This is a genomic window from Wolbachia endosymbiont of Cylisticus convexus, from assembly GCF_003344345.1.
The window spans coordinates 1-15,160 of sequence record NZ_QPIP01000237.1; the positions used below are offsets into that span (position 1 = coordinate 1).

Consider the following 15,160-nt stretch of genomic DNA (forward strand, 5'->3'; position numbering starts at 1 on the left):
AATCACAAAATTACTGACTGGAATAAATTTACTGAATTTGCTAAAAAATATGGTGGAAAAACTCTATCGGAAATGGCTAAGCTTTGGAGCAATGTTAGTATCCCAACGATTCATCGAGCTCTTAAAAAAATTGGACTCACACGCAAAAAAAGACATATGGATACAAAGAAAGGGACGAAGAAAAACGCGCTGAATTTTTGAAAATTATAGCAACAAAAGAACCTCAAAACTTAGTTTATATAGATGAGTCTGGCATTGATAACACCGAGGACTACCCTTATGGATATTGCCAGAAGGGACAGAGGTTTTATGCTCTAAAATCTGGTAAAAAAATTCAACGAATCAGTATGATTGCAGCCTTAAACGGCAGGAAAATAGTTGTTCCGTTAACATTTGAAGGCCACTGTAATATGTTAATAAATGGTTTGAGCAGTTTCTGACACCGATTTTGAAACCTGGACAAACTGTTATCCTTGATAATGCTACTTTTCATAAGTCTAATAAGATTACTGAATTTGCTAAAGGAGTTGGCGCAGAAATTTTATATCTACCGCCTTATTCTCCCGATTTTAACAAAATTGAGCATCATTGGTTTGCTATAAAAAACAGAGCTAGGAAAAACATCCCTCTATTCACATCTTTTCGTCATGCTGTTGATTCCGCTTTTCTATAAGCTTTTCGGACTATTATGAAAAGAGCTATACTATATTGCTGACCGCTTCCCCTTGTATTCGGCTTTCCCACACTCTGAGTACTATCAACCAGTCCGACTTCCCTTTGTACCTCAATAGGAATACAAAGGATCCCCAAGTTCATTTAGAACCCATCTCAATACATGATACGGCCTTAGATCCCGATAGAGTGAGTGATAGCTTGCCTTATCGTTATCCTTCATACTGTCTTCCACTAAAATGCAAAATGTTGACCTCTATGATGTCGGAAATTTCGGGACTCAATACCTTCACTTTCGTTGCACCCTGTATTGTCCGTTCCATTAGCTTTACTACGTTTGTTACCTTACGTAGCATAATGGTCCGTTTTAGGCTGTTGGCTAGACTTTGCCTAAGTTGACCAACTGTGTTCTAGACGCTTCTCTTGGCGCACACATTCTATTCCTAAACTTTTTTTAACTAACTTTAAAATCATAGAAAATACTGTCGAAAAAGGAAGTTTTCTTGTTCGTGTGAAACTGTTTTTTCCAATATAATGGATTTTCTGAAAAGTTTTCGAGTATATTGCATTTTTTATTTGTAAGATAAGATTTTTTCCTTTTTGCATGTCTCACCTAAAAAAGACACATTTTAAACTTTTTTATTGAAATAAAATAGAAACAAAAGTCCTGTCTCTTGTAGTATTTTACTCCTTAATATCTCCCCTTAAGTTGACGCCATTGCCTGTTCAGATGTTAGCTAATGTGCAAATATTGAAACCAGTGCTTCTTTTCTTGTCATCCCAGTACTGGGATGACATCGTCATAAAGTGAACCAGCTTCACACGCCACCATTTTCGGTCTCTTTTAGCTATAAATATTAAGAAATTTACTAAGTAAAAAAAGGCAAAAGAAGCCCTGACCACTGTTTATTTTCAGTATCGGCGCTTTTTAGTCTTAAACACTGCAATTTAGCTGCTTTTAAATGCAATCACAAATGTTTAAAAAATTTACCAGCAGAAAAAAAAGACAAAGAACCCCCGTAGCAGCTAGTTATTCTACTCTTTATTTTAAAATTTGACATTGGGTGATGTCTTAAACAGCGTTTTTCAGCTTGTGTAGGGAAAAACCCAGAAATTTTATAAAGACATAGTGTGCACATAGTGCAAAAATAGTACGCCAAACACAAGTCTTCTTGTCATTTTAATCTGCACAAATTGGAAAGTTAAATAATATAGCTTCATTTTCATGGTAAAGGAAAGCGGGAAGGTTTGTCAAGTAAGTTTTCTTCTCTATAGGCAGCTGCACCTCAAGCTAATAATGGACCATCGGGAACATTACCAATTACATTGATCTGGTTTAGTATTTTATTAGTTGGGTAAAAATAATTTTTTATAAACTCCTTATATATAGCTGTTAATTTGTGTATATCGTCTACTGACACACATTCGTTTGTCTGATGTGCGGTTTTGTTGATCATACCAAATTCAATCACTGGACAAATATCCTTAATAAACGCAGCGTCAGATGTACCACCACTTGTACTCAGCACAGCATCAATACCGGTAATTTTATTTATCGCATCAAGCATAATATCAGTATTTCTATCAGAAGTAGAGAGAAAAACGTTCCTGCTGTTCTGCATAGAAAGTTTATAATCGTTGGTTACATTGGAGCATATTTCATCAATCAGCTTATATAAACCGTCCGGTGTTTTTGTATTGTTATATCGAACATTAAAACTTGCTGCTATTGAACCAGGTATTAGATTGCTAGTATTATTTCCAACATCGATAGTAGTAACTTCGCAATGTGAAGGCTGAAAATATTTATTACCATTATCAAAAGTGGTATCTTTTATTCTACTTAATATCGATATCATTTTATATATTGGATTATCCGCTAGGTCTGGATAGGCAACGTGCCCTTGTTTTCCATAGCAAATTAATTCAAATGTTACAGAACCTCTTCTGCCTATTTTTATGGTATCGCCTAATTTTTCACTACTGGTTGGTTCTCCAACTACACAAAAATCTATCTTTTTTTGCTTACTTTTCATCCATTCCAAAACTGCCTTTGTTCCATGTTCTTCCGTGCTTTCTTCAGCACTGGTAATCAATGCACTGATTGAACCACTGAATCGAAACTTACCTGCAACTGAATCTACCATAGCAGCAATAAATGCGGCTATTCCACTTTTCATATCAGCTGCACCCCTTCCATATAACATTCCCTCTCCCACTTCTGGCTTAAATGGATCAGACGTCCAATCTTTTAACTCACCTGGTGGTACAACATCAACATGGCCAGCAAAACACAAATTTGGTACCCCATTTATACATTTCGCATAAAGATTTTTAACTTTATCACCAAACTCCAAAATCTCACATTCAAAACCACTTTTCTTGAGAATGTCTGCTATATACTCTATTGCCCCATCGTCTTTTGGTGTTATACTTTTAAAAGAAATTAATTTCTTAGTTAGCTCTACAGGGTCAATCTTCATATCAATCTTGAAATACTAACATTACCATATTGTAAACATTCTATGCGATATTTAAAACAAATATTACAGCAAACTGAACAAGTTCTTATAAGGGAAGTAACAGTAGACCATTGCCTTGCTGATAATATCTATGAAATATGTAGACAATACGGAAATGACATTTTTTTAGTTGCAGATGAAAATACAGCAAAACTTTTTAATAAAAACATATTTAATAAAATTTCTCACTTAATTATTCCAGCCACACCTGTCATTCCAGCGCGTGACGCTGGAATCTATACATCTTTTTCCTGGATCCCAGTATCAAGTACTGGGATGACACCAGGTAGACTGAACAGAGCTGCTTCTCTCAAAACTGTAAACCTAGTTAGAAACAAAACAAAAGATAGCGATCTAATAGTTGCATTTGGCAGTGGCACTGTTAATGATATCTGTAAGTACGCAAGCTATTTAGAAAGCAAAAACTACATATCCTTTCCAACAGCAGCTTCCATGAATGGATACAGCTCTGCAAACGCTTCAATATTAGTTGATGGATATAAAAAATCGTTTGGAGCACATCTTCCAAAGGCAATATACATTGATACCGATATAATTACCAATGCACCACTGCGCCTCACATTAAGCGGATTTGCAGATTTCATCTGTCGTTCAACAGTACAAGCCGATTGGCTATTATCTCATCTATTACTTGGCACAGAATATAATGAACTCCCCTTTAAACTTGTTCGCAACCTGGAGGAAATTTTGCTCAGAGAACACTTAGCGCTTGCTAAAAAAGACAAAAGAATAGTTTTATTACTCATGGAAGCCTTATTGATTTCAGGACTTGGAATGGTGATATCAAAGGGCAGCTACTCTGCAAGCCAAGGAGAACATATGATAGCTCATGCAATGGAGATGGTAACAAAAGATTATTCCTCTTCGTTACATGGCGAAAAAATTGCTGTTACGACGATTACTATGGCTAATTTACAGGAAAAGATATTATCAATACAAAGTCCTATCGTTAAACCAATAAACTACTTTGGCAGTAAGGATTCTGGATGTCACGCTACTGAGATGACAGAAGATTTAGCAGAGTACTTTTATAATACTGAATTTACAAAAATTTTAAAATATAAGCAAATCATGCAACAAAAAATTGGAGAGATCATTCATAAAGAATGGAATAATATTTCCAGTTTAATTAAGCGAAATTTACTATCTGCAAAACATCTGCAGAAAGTATTTGAAGATCTATCAATGCCATACTTACCTGAGCATCTAAGTTGGAACAAAGAGCAATACTGCAAGGTAGTCAATCTTGCATTTGTAACAAGAGATAGATTCACCTTTCTTGATCTGGCCAGCTGTATAGAAGAAAGTTAAGTTTTGTAGTAAAATTCTGTTATTAAAAGAGCCATAAGACAAAAGCTAACCCTTTTTCCTACCTATTATCTACTAAGCTGTACACCTGGGTAGAAAGATAACCCACCCATAGTAACCATTTCATAAGTAAATCTAGGGCGCTAAACATAGTTTAGCTTGAGTGGCTGAGGAGGGACTTGAACCCCCGACCAAGAGATTATGATCCTCCTGCTCTACCACTGAGCTACTCAGCCTAATTAAAAACCTTGCTATATATATAATCTATATGTTTCATATAATACTTCAAATCAAACAAAGACTCAAGTTTTTCAGAGTCAATAATTCCATGCAAGGATTTATCTTGTTTCAATTCGAACAAAAAACCACTGTTATCTTGCTTTACTTTCATTGCATTGTTCTGAACAATTTTATATGCCTCTTCCCTAGTTAAACCGCTATTTACTAACTCAAGTAATACACGCTGTGAAAAAATTAAACCTCTTGAAGAATTTAAATTCTTTTCAACGTTTTCTCTATTGACCACTAATTTATCTATCAAATCTGTTAATCGCACTAAAGCAAAATCCATTGTTATACAAGCATCAGGAGCAATGCACCTTTCTACAGATGAATGTGATATATCTCGTTCGTGCCATAATGCAACATTTTCTAATGCAGGAAATACATAGCTGCGTATTAAGCGTGAGAGCCCAGTCAAATTCTCACTTAAAATAGGATTACACTTATGCGGCATAGCAGAGCTTCCCTTCTGCCCAGTGGAAAAATATTCGGAAATTTCTCCAACTTCAGTTCTTTGCAAATGACGAATTTCAACAGCAACATTTTCCATTGAGCTTGCAACCACTCCCAAAATTGAAAAGAACATGGCATGTCTATCACGAGGAATGACTTGGGATGATATGGTTTCAGGTATGAGTCCCATTTCTTTCGCTACATGCTCTTCAACATACGGATTAACATTTGCAAAATTACCTACTGCACCTGATATTTTACAAATTGAGATCTCTTTTTGCACGTTAATTAATCTCTGATAATTACGTTTAAATTCAGCATAAAATCTAGCAAATTTTAATCCAAGAGTTGTTGGTTCTGCATGCATTCCATGACTGCGCCCAACACAAACAACATCTTTATAGTCCTCAGCTTTTTTTTTCAATGCTGCAAGTATATTTTCTAGATTCTCAAGTAAAATATCACATGATTCTTTCAACTGAACCGCAAGGCATGTATCTAAAATATCAGAACTTGTCATTCCATAATGAAGATAACGAACATCAACTCCCGCTTTTTCAGCAATGTATGTCAAAAAAGCTATAACATCATGTTTTACAATAGATTCAATTTCATTGATACGCTCAATATCAAATTCAATAGAACCAGAGAGCTTTTTAGCAACATCGTTTGGAATTACTTCTAATTTTGCTTGAGCTTCACACACTAATTTTTCTATTTTGAGCCATATATTGAGCTTATTTTTTTCTTCCCAAATGGAAGACATTTCTTTACGGCTATAGCGTGGGATCATTAGATGAACTCTGACTCATTCCTGCACATGCTAGACCCCAATGTCACACATACAACTGTACGAACATTATGATTTGAGTCCACCATGAGCCAGTGCTTGACACTGGGATCCAGGCATTTTGATTAGACACTAAGTAGGTGAATGTAAAAGTAGCTAATTTTATGTAAAAACAGCATTTTCGATGGAATCGCATGAAAGGGCTGAATCCCAGTGTCAAGCACTGGAATGACACCTTTGTGTTTGAGGCAAAAACGGCCATAATATTTAACACACTGTTTCTGAGATAAACGTTTGCACAGTTGTGTGTCACGCAGTGGGACGACACTGGTAGTTGAGATGTTTTATTCACTGCTATTCGTTATTTGTATCTTCTTGTTGCTCAGATTTCTGATTTTGCAACTTTACTTGCCTCAATTCATGTGCATCTTTTTCAGATCTTACAACGTATATGGTAATTGGTACTATCACTTTACTATGTAATTCTATATTTACTTGATACTCGCCCAAATTTTTGATACTTATTCCACCAAAAGATAAATTATGATGACTTATCTCATACCCTTCTTGTGATAAAATTTTTGCAATTTCACGTGTTGTTACAGAGCCAAAAATCTTTCCATCCTCTGAAGCCTGCTTTATTAATATTACAAATTTATCATGCAATGATAATCCAAGCACTTTTGCTGCACTTAACTTTTTGATATTTTCTTCTTCCAATAACAAACACTGTTCCTCTAACTTTATTAAATTTTCCTTAGTGGCTTTCATCGCCTTTTTTTGTGGAAAAAGAAAATTACGTGCATAACCTGGCTTAACTTTGACAACTTCACCAAGCTTACCTAAAGTTCTTATATTTTCCTTTAAAATTACTAACATAAATTACCTAACTTTTTTAGTACAGTAAGGAGCAAGAGCTAAAAAGCGTGCCCTCATGATCGCTAAGCGTAACTTCCTTTGTTTTTTTGCACACACACCTGTTAATCTTCTAGGTAACATTCTACCATAGTCAGAGGTAAATTTAGACAATAAATCTATGTTCTTATAGTCTATATCTTCACCTTTAAATGCAGCAAGAGGACAGACTTTAGAACGCTTAAAACCAGTTCTATTATTTACAGATACGTAAGAATTATTAAAACTATTTCGTCTTTTCATCATTATGCACTTTGCTCCTCAATTTGTTTATCCATCATGTAAGATTTACCTTTAAAAAACTCATTAACCCGCACAGAGAAGTGGCGAATAATACTCTCATTCAGTTTTACTCTACGCTTAAATTCATCCATAATGCTTGAAGTAGAACTTATACACATCATACAGTAATGACCACTTTTCACCTTATTTATTGGGTATGCAAAATCCAATAGACCCCAATATTCATATTTTATCAATCCTGAAGCTTCAATATTTTTCAAAAGCACTTCCAGCGTTTTACTCAATTGATTTGAGCCTACTATTTTAAAACTTTTCAAAACCTCTTGGAGGATCTTTATTAGATGTTGTGAAATATTTTCCTTAAAAGCATTTACTACATTATAGATAAATGCACTTTTAGTATTAGCTCCTGGAAGGTTCATAAGATTTTGTGTTATTCCCGTATCACTTAGTTCATCTTTCAACTCTTTATCGATTTTTAACTTTATTTCTTTTAAATTTGAGAAATCTTCTTCCAACTCAACCCATAAAATTTTTGTAAGCTCTTCCAAGACACTAGAGTAAACAATCAGACTCTCTTTAATGTTTTCAGCACTTGTCTCTAACTCTTGTTTTGTAACTGTGCCATATTCTCTTTCTATAAAACTTTTAACCCCCTGAGAAATAACATCTGCTTTAATATTTTTCAACGAAATAGCCAATTCTTGGACCATTTCTTCTACTTCTTGCCGCAACAAGCTCTGTTGTGCTATAAAAGTAAATTCATAAAGATTCACTATATCTTCCTTTAATATCAATTAAACACTTTATTATATAAAACTTTTTTATATAAGCAAGTTATTTGTATTAATTTCTATGCCTTTAATCCAACTTAAGTTAGATATTTCACAAATAGCTTGGGGGGTGATTGAATATGCACCTGGCAACAAGATGCTTACTTTATGTTTTTCAAGAAGAAGCTCAAGCATTATTTTGGTTTTGCCTCCATTTTTCAACACTGAATTCAACTCCTCAGCAACTTTTTGCAAATCTGCACATACAGCAGTTAAAACTAATCCTCTCATTAGAGAAGTGACCTTTTCTGTAAATTCAGATATGTCCTTTCCTGATAGCCTCGTTGTGCTCTCCGAAATTTCAAGGTCAATTACTACAAATGTTCCAGGCGAAAATAGATTCCTTTTTTCTTCTATTATTTCATTATTGTAGAATGCTATTTCAGAAACATTGTGGGGGTCAGAAAGCGTGAGGATAACAAATCTTCCACGCTCTGAAGTTCTCATACGTACATTTAATATTACACCAGCAGTTTTTGTCGTCTTACTCTCTCCGATAAACCCAATATTTAATTTTTTCAAAAGAGTTCTAAATTTTTCAAGTGGGTGATTAGTTAAGTAAAATCCCAGTGAAAATAACTCATGCTCTAATTTTTCCTCTTCATTGAAATCTTCCACATCCTCGAGTTTTGGCTTGAGGACATTAAGATTGCCAAATAAAACAGCTTGATTTGACTGCCTATTTTTATTTGCAAAGTAAATCAGCGTATCTATTGATTCATATAGTTGCTTTCTATTTTGATGCACACTATCGAATGCTCCAGATTTAATTAAGCTTTCTAGTGCCCTTTTATTTATTATATGACCCGAATTTTGAACGAATTCCCATATGTCCTTATAAGGTGCGTTTACTACCCCTTCCGCTATAGACAAACCAACATTACGCAGAGCAGCAATTCCGTAACGTACATGTTCACTCTCTATTGAAAATTTAGCCTTAGATTTGCTGATATCAGGTGAAAGAACAGCAACTCCACTGAACTTTGCAGCATGATAAAATAAGTTTAGCTTGTCTCTATCATCAATATTTAGATTCATCAAGGCCGTAAAAAATTCTAACGGGTAGTTAGCCTTAAGGTAAGCTGTTTGGTAAGATATAATCGCATATGCAGCTGCATGAGATTTGTTAAATCCATAACCAGCAAATTTTGCAACAAGGTCAAAAATATAACTTGCCCTATCATAATCAACACCATTTTTCGTTGCTCCTTGGATGAAAAGTTCACGTTGTTTATCCATCTCTTCTTTGATTTTCTTACCCATAGCACGTCTGAGTAAATCTGCCTCTGCAAGGCTATACCCAGAGAGAATACGTGCTATTTCCATTACCTGTTCTTGGTAGATTATCACTCCGAATGTTTCTTTCAACACCTCCTCAAGCAATGGGTGAATATAATCTGGCTTTTCAAGCCCGTGTTTTCTTGCAATATAAGTTGGAATGTTATCCATAGGCCCTGGACGGTAAAGGGAGATTAAAGCAATGATGTCTTCAATGCAGTCTGGTTTTAGCTTTATTAAAGCTTCTCTCATACCCGAACTTTCAAGCTGAAATACTCCAATTGCATCACCTCTTGAGAGCATTTTATAGGTTTTCTGATCATTCAAAGGTACTGAAGAAATATCAATTTTTTTTTCATTGCGATTAACTAAACGACAAACATGATCTATTAGCGTTAGCGTACCAAGTCCGAGAAAATCAAATTTTATTAGCCCAGCTTTTTCCACATATTTCATGCTATATTGAGTGATTGGCAGAGCTGAATTTGGATCATAATACACAGGAACAAAATTTTCTAATTTTTGATCGCATATTACAATTCCAGCAGCATGAGTTGAAACATGACGGTATATTCCCTCAAGCTTAAGAGAGATATCAAGGAGTTTTGCAATTACTTCATCACTGTCCCTTTCTTTCTGCAGATTTTGATCAAACTCTATCGCTTGTGATAAAGTTACAGGGTTTACTGGATTAAACGGAACCATTTTGGATATTTTATCCACCTGAGCGTAAGGCATCTGTAGCACCCTACCAACGTCACGCAGCACAGCCCTAGCCTGCAATTTTCCAAAAGTGATTATTTGAGCAACATAACCGTACTTCTTCCAAACATAATCAATAACTAAGTCCCTCTTTTCCTGGCAGAAATCAATATCAAAGTCAGGCATCGATATACGATCAGGATTTAAAAATCTTTCAAAGATCAGACCAAATTTTATTGGATCAAGATCTGTAATTTGTAGTGCCCAAGCAACAATTGACCCAGCACCAGAACCCCTTCCTGGACCAACTGGAACGCCATTTGCTTTGCTCCAACGAATGAAATCAGAAACTATCAAAAAGTAGCCAGCGTAGTTCATCGAAGTTATTACGCTTAGTTCGTAATTCAACCGATCGTAGTATTGCTTGAAATCGATATCATGTTGTGTGTCATCATCTGGTTTGGTGTCATTCCAGCGCGTGACGCTGGAATCTCTCTGGATCCCAGTATCAAGTACTGGGATGACAGTGGAGGGTGTTCTGGTGACAGAAGAAGATTGTGAAATACGAAGCTCTAATCCCGCAATCGACTGCTCCCTCAATTCTTCATTCTCAGTTTTATTTTCTCGACAAGGAAATTTAGGCAAAATAGGCTGCCTACTTCTTGGCATGTAAGAGCATCGTCTAGCTACTACTAAGGTGTTATAAATTGCTTCGGGGATATCGCTAAACAGCTCCTCCATTTCTGCTGCAGATTTGAAATAATGCTCAGTGGTTAGCTTTTTCCTGTTATTTTCGAGAGCATAACTACCCTCTGATATACACGTTAATATATCATAAGCTTCATAGTCAGATCTATTTGTAAAGAATACGTCATTTGTTGCAACTAGTGGTATATTGCACTGATAAGCAAAGTCTATCAAAGCTTCTTCAAGCTCTAGCTCTTTATTCAGCCCATGACGCTGCAATTCAACATATAAATGACCATCGAATGCTGAAAGCAGTTTTTCAACCGTTTCTTTATCTTGCCCCAATAATAGTTGAGCCAAACATCCACCGGTTAAAGCGATTAGACCCGTACTTAAATTCAATAGCTCATCAAAATCAACGTAAGGAATATCGCTGTTGTTCTTGCGCTTTCTAAAAGACTCACTCACCAAAGTGACTAAATTAGTGTACCCTTGTTCATTTTTTGCAAGCAATAATATAGATAAATTTTGTTCTGAATGTTTAACTATAATATTGCATCCTATTATTAGCTGTATTCCCCTACCTGCTGCATATTCTGCAAATTCGAGTGAGCCAAATAAATTACCTGAATCAGTAATTGCAACCGCCGGCATTTTATTTCGCAAACAAAGACCGATCAGCTCCTCAATTTTAACCGAGCTTTCAAGCAGCGAATAAACACTATGAACACGTAAGTGTATGAACATAAAAAACTTTAGATTAGCAATAGAAGGATAACATTAATTTACCCGTAAGGATATGAAAAGGTCCAACAGGAAAAACTTGACAAACCTTGCCATTTCCCTTACCATGACAGTAAGAGTGTTTATCCTTGTTTTTGATCCGCGCGGGTTCAACAACAAAAATTCAGTAAAAAACTCAGATATTTATTGGCAAATTACAAAAAATTATAGCGGCTGCATGTCTTTTTTATTTTTTCTACATTCAGCCAAATCGCGCTTAAAATAAGCGTTAGCACATTATTACAACGCCAATTTAAATTATTATAGGGTCAAAACTCGCTATACGGGGGTTCTTTTGTCTTTTTTTTATTTAGTAAATTTCTTAATATTTATAGCTAAAGTAATTTTAGAGAGCCAGCGCGTGACGCTGATTCCTGGATCCCAGTGTCGGAGCACTGGGATGACAACAAAGGGCTACTTGAATGATACCCATATTCCAGCATTTGATGCTGAAATCCAGAAATTTTTACTATAAATAAGCATATTGAGCACAAAATTATGCTAAAACACAACGTTTTTTGAGATTACGGAAAGCCAGTGTCAGCTACTTGGATGACACCACAGAGGGTACTGGGATTACACAAAAAGGGCTACTTAAATGACAAGATAGATAGAACTGGCATGAATTGGATTTGAGTAACTCAAATGACCAATGAAAACTGTAACCCTAAACATTGAAGCACTATTATGCACTAAATGATAATTTTCATACACTTGTCATGGTAGTCGTGAAAGAAATAATTCATACAATAAGCATGAATGAAATAATTGACATGATTTGGAAATTTATATATTATAAAGTATTAATAGTTAGTTAATTTATGAGGTGGAAGCATGGGTTATAAGCTAAGAAAAAGAGAATATGATTATAATGAAAGTTTATTTAAAGAGCTAGGCATTGAAACGCAAGAAGTAGAAGGTCGTAACTTCCTAGAAATATCTAATATAATAGCAAAAAATTATAGAAGGTTATCAATAAAGTGTCACCCAGATAAATCAGGAGGTAGCGATGAAAAAATACAGGCCCTTAACAGAAATAAAGCAGCACTTTTGCAATATATTAAATCACCAAATAAGAAGAATAGGGGATTAATCATTCCTGAAGAAACGCGAAGGTGTTTACAATTGATTAAGCAACGTCAGAATAATAAGTATACAAAGTATTATGTTGTTTTTAGTTTGGTAAGATTCTTACTGTACATCTCGTTATTAGTGTCGTATATTTACTTGGGGTTTAAGCTATATAAGGCTGCTAATTTTACTGACGCACCTGGCATTTTGTTTAGTGCAAGCCTAATAACATCTGTTACAATTTTTTTCTTATCTGTTTATTTGATAGCTTCTGTAGTTAAAGAAGATTTGGATTTGCAAAATTCTCAACGGGAACAAGGTGAAAATTTAGATCAAGAAGAGAGATGGGAAGAAATATTAAAAAGTAAAAGATTTAAATATCTCATTTTTATTGCCCAATATTCGAGTTATCTCCCTCCTATTTTATTAATAGCAGGTTTGGTGTTACAGTACCAATCTAGTTGCTTAAACAGTAAAATACTCATCGGATCTACTGCAGTACTAGGTTGTATTTTATTATTACAATTAGCAAGTGAGATCTACGAGAGAAAAGTTGTAAATCTTGTAAAAACTGAAGGAAGAGGTGATGAACAAAATGTACCTATAGGAGCATTAACCGGAAAACCAAGCAGCATTGTAAATCCTGATGGTGCTTTTAACGTCTCGGCTCATCAAGTAGGTTGATTATTCTCCATAGCAAGATCTCTAGCTAGAAATAACGAGCCACAGATTAGTATGGTTTTGACGTTTTGAATAGAGGCTTTCAGTATGTGATTTAATATTGCATCGCCGATTGATTCACATTCAATAGCATTTATTCCTATACTATTAGCTCCTTCTTTGATTAAATCTGTATTTGTTGCTTGAGGTTCAGATTTAACACAAATCGCGCATAATAGTTTGATATATGGCTTTAAGTGCTCTAAGAACTCTTCCACATTTCTGTTACGGGTAACACCAAAAACCACATAAATACCTTCAGCAAAATTATCTTTTACCCACTGAGATAGCACTCTAGCACCGTCATTATTGTGTGCACCATCTAAAAATAATTGCCAATCTTTTGGTAATAAAGAAATTAAATTACCTTCTTTTATAGACTCTAGCCGCGCAGGCCAATAAGTGCTCTGTAAACCTGAAGCAATGTTCTCTTCTCCAATATCAAATCCATATTTTCCACTTAAAATGCTACATGCTGAAATGGCAGTTCCTGCATTGATTATTTGGTGATCACCCTTCAGGGATGGTAAAGGAAATTCTATTGATTGAACAGACGATTGAAAGACCATTTTGTTATTCTGTTTTTCGCAATTCCATTCAAATCCTCCTCTGTACAGAGGAGATCTCTTATTTATTGCATGGTGTTCTAGCGTATTTATTATAGATTTCTCTTGTGGCGCTATTACACAAGGAACATTAGGTTTCATTATTCCAGCTTTTTCACTTGCTATAATCTCCACAGTGGGACCAAGATATTCTGTATGATCAAGGGCAATGGCAGTGATAATTGTTAAAATCGGATTATCTATAACATTTGTTGCATCAAGCCTTCCACCCATACCTACTTCAACTAAACTAATATCAGCTTTATGACGAGAAAAAGCTAAGAGAGCTGCAATTGTTGTAGCTTCAAATAGAGTAATAGATTGCTTTCCAATTGCGATGCGACATTCTTCTAACAAGCTATATAATTCATTGTCGTCGATATGGCTGCCTGCAACAACTATTCTCTCATTAAAATTCACTAAATGCGGAGAAGTGTATGCATGAACCTTATATCCTGCTGCTTGCATTATATATCTTATAAACGATAGTGTCGATCCTTTACCATTAGTTCCAGCTATGTGAATTATTGGCGGTATTTTTTTCTCAGGATTGCCTAATCTATTGAGAAAGCTTTTTATGCGGTCAAGAGAAAAATCCTTTGGTCTACTGCCAAGCGGCTTAGGCCAATGAGGCATGTACATCATGGATTATTGTTACATTTTAATTCGTCTATTACACTTGCCATGCCATGCGTGTCGATTTTTTCACTAAATTGAGAACGTTGATTAATGGCAATACTTATCCCACTCATTATAACATCGTTTATTAAGAAAGAACTATCACTTTTAGTAACTTTAAAGTCAATATTTGTAAATTCCTCATCACCATAAGAAAGTCTTGTTCCTATCAGACAGGTTTCATTGTCAATTGCTTTTGTACTCATTATGATCATTTCACTATTATTTATGTATTTATACAAGATTTTAGCGCATAAACGCGTGAGATATACTTCATATTCTTTTAAAAACTCTTCTTTTTCTTTCTGAGTAGCCAATTTCCAATATTTCCCTATGACAAATTGAGATATTCCTTTGAGGTTAACGTTATTCTGAATGATCTCCCGAAGCTTTTCGTGTACATGATCTAGATTTTTTCTGTTTCCTTTCATAGATGTGCTGTCTACTTGCTGCTTCATGACAAGCACAAAAGTTTTGTGACCTATGCAATTAGCATAAGCGCTTGAAGAGATTACAATAAAAATGGCTAAGAGCTTAATAATATTCATAAGATATATTTATTAGCTATGATACTTAAAATGCAAAATTTAACAAAGG

Annotated in this window: 11 protein-coding genes, 1 tRNA gene and 2 pseudogenes; 4 read left to right on the plus strand and 10 right to left on the minus strand. The window is 35.0% G+C overall.

Annotated features, from left to right (window positions below; translation table 11 throughout):
* Nucleotides 1–673, plus strand: a pseudogene (locus Wcon_RS11045) (IS630 family transposase); the annotation flags it as partial.
* 431 nt (nt 674–1,104) lie between these two features.
* Here the strand turns inward: Wcon_RS11045 and Wcon_RS11055 are convergent.
* Together Wcon_RS11055 and dapE are read right to left on the minus strand one after the other, a co-directional pair.
* Nucleotides 1,105–1,278 (minus strand): annotated as a pseudogene (locus Wcon_RS11055) (IS4-like element ISWosp8 family transposase); the annotation flags it as partial.
* A 680-nt stretch (nt 1,279–1,958) separates the two neighbouring features.
* Nucleotides 1,959–3,155, minus strand: a complete 1,197-nt coding sequence (gene dapE, locus Wcon_RS11065) for a succinyl-diaminopimelate desuccinylase (protein WP_114517151.1) — start codon at nt 3,153–3,155, stop codon at nt 1,959–1,961.
* A gap of 42 nt (nt 3,156–3,197) precedes the next feature.
* On the opposite strand from dapE, the gene Wcon_RS11070 reads away from it, so the two are divergent.
* Nucleotides 3,198–4,526 carry an iron-containing alcohol dehydrogenase gene (locus Wcon_RS11070; protein WP_114517152.1) on the plus strand — a complete coding sequence of 443 codons (1,329 nt, stop codon included), beginning with the start codon at nt 3,198–3,200 and terminating at the stop codon, nt 4,524–4,526.
* A gap of 161 nt (nt 4,527–4,687) precedes the next feature.
* Here Wcon_RS11070 and Wcon_RS11075 read toward each other — a convergent pair.
* From Wcon_RS11075 to dnaE, 6 genes are all read right to left on the minus strand, one after another.
* A tRNA-Met gene (locus Wcon_RS11075) sits at nt 4,688–4,759 on the minus strand.
* A complete protein-coding gene (gene purB, locus Wcon_RS11080; RefSeq protein ID WP_114517153.1) occupies nt 4,759–6,051 on the minus strand; it encodes an adenylosuccinate lyase in 1,293 nt (430 codons plus the stop codon). The genes Wcon_RS11075 and purB overlap by 1 nt, the downstream gene beginning before the upstream one ends.
* Before the next feature lie 351 nt (nt 6,052–6,402).
* Entirely contained in the window at nt 6,403–6,927 is a 525-nt protein-coding gene (gene rplI / locus Wcon_RS11085) for a 50S ribosomal protein L9 (protein WP_114517154.1), read from the minus strand.
* A gap of 3 nt (nt 6,928–6,930) precedes the next feature.
* Complete coding sequence (gene rpsR / locus Wcon_RS11090; protein WP_114517155.1) at nt 6,931–7,209, minus strand: 30S ribosomal protein S18; 279 nt, start codon at nt 7,207–7,209, stop codon at nt 6,931–6,933.
* Nucleotides 7,209–7,982 (minus strand): 30S ribosomal protein S6, encoded by a 774-nt coding sequence (rpsF, locus tag Wcon_RS12950; RefSeq protein WP_114517156.1) that lies wholly within the window; start codon nt 7,980–7,982, stop codon nt 7,209–7,211. Before rpsF ends, rpsR begins: the two co-directional genes overlap by 1 nt.
* 48 nt (nt 7,983–8,030) lie before the next feature.
* Nucleotides 8,031–11,453: a DNA polymerase III subunit alpha gene (gene dnaE / locus Wcon_RS11100; protein ID WP_114517157.1), complete on the minus strand. Its 3,423-nt coding sequence runs from the start codon at nt 11,451–11,453 to the stop codon at nt 8,031–8,033.
* A gap of 331 nt (nt 11,454–11,784) precedes the next feature.
* On the opposite strand from dnaE, the gene Wcon_RS11310 reads away from it, so the two are divergent.
* Nucleotides 11,785–11,964, plus strand: a complete 180-nt coding sequence (locus Wcon_RS11310) for a hypothetical protein (RefSeq protein WP_147269137.1) — start codon at nt 11,785–11,787, stop codon at nt 11,962–11,964.
* A 359-nt stretch (nt 11,965–12,323) separates the two neighbouring features.
* Nucleotides 12,324–13,244 carry a molecular chaperone DnaJ gene (locus Wcon_RS11105; RefSeq protein WP_114517158.1) on the plus strand — a complete coding sequence of 307 codons (921 nt, stop codon included), beginning with the start codon at nt 12,324–12,326 and terminating at the stop codon, nt 13,242–13,244.
* Here the strand turns inward: Wcon_RS11105 and Wcon_RS11110 are convergent.
* Together Wcon_RS11110 and Wcon_RS11115 are read right to left on the minus strand one after the other, a co-directional pair.
* Entirely contained in the window at nt 13,232–14,530 is a 1,299-nt protein-coding gene (locus tag Wcon_RS11110) for a bifunctional folylpolyglutamate synthase/dihydrofolate synthase (protein ID WP_114517159.1), read from the minus strand. The two genes, Wcon_RS11105 and Wcon_RS11110, sit on opposite strands and share 13 nt — an antisense overlap.
* Nucleotides 14,527–15,111 carry an MlaC/ttg2D family ABC transporter substrate-binding protein gene (locus tag Wcon_RS11115; protein ID WP_179947469.1) on the minus strand — a complete coding sequence of 195 codons (585 nt, stop codon included), beginning with the start codon at nt 15,109–15,111 and terminating at the stop codon, nt 14,527–14,529. Before Wcon_RS11115 ends, Wcon_RS11110 begins: the two co-directional genes overlap by 4 nt.
* Between the last annotated feature and the right edge of the window lie 49 nt (nt 15,112–15,160).

Coding starts and splice junctions, on each gene's coding strand:
- Wcon_RS11115 (WP_179947469.1), bottom strand. CDS start 15,111: ATGAATATTATTAAGCTCTTAGCCATTTTTATTGTAATCTCTTCAAGC.
- Wcon_RS11110 (WP_114517159.1), bottom strand. CDS start 14,530: ATGATGTACATGCCTCATTGGCCTAAGCCGCTTGGCAGTAGACCAAAG.
- rpsR (WP_114517155.1), bottom strand. CDS start 7,209: ATGATGAAAAGACGAAATAGTTTTAATAATTCTTACGTATCTGTAAAT.
- dnaE (WP_114517157.1), bottom strand. CDS start 11,453: ATGTTCATACACTTACGTGTTCATAGTGTTTATTCGCTGCTTGAAAGC.
- purB (WP_114517153.1), bottom strand. CDS start 6,051: ATGATCCCACGCTATAGCCGTAAAGAAATGTCTTCCATTTGGGAAGAA.
- rplI (WP_114517154.1), bottom strand. CDS start 6,927: ATGTTAGTAATTTTAAAGGAAAATATAAGAACTTTAGGTAAGCTTGGT.
- Wcon_RS11070 (WP_114517152.1), top strand. CDS start 3,198: ATGCGATATTTAAAACAAATATTACAGCAAACTGAACAAGTTCTTATA.
- Wcon_RS11105 (WP_114517158.1), top strand. CDS start 12,324: ATGGGTTATAAGCTAAGAAAAAGAGAATATGATTATAATGAAAGTTTA.
- dapE (WP_114517151.1), bottom strand. CDS start 3,155: ATGAAGATTGACCCTGTAGAGCTAACTAAGAAATTAATTTCTTTTAAA.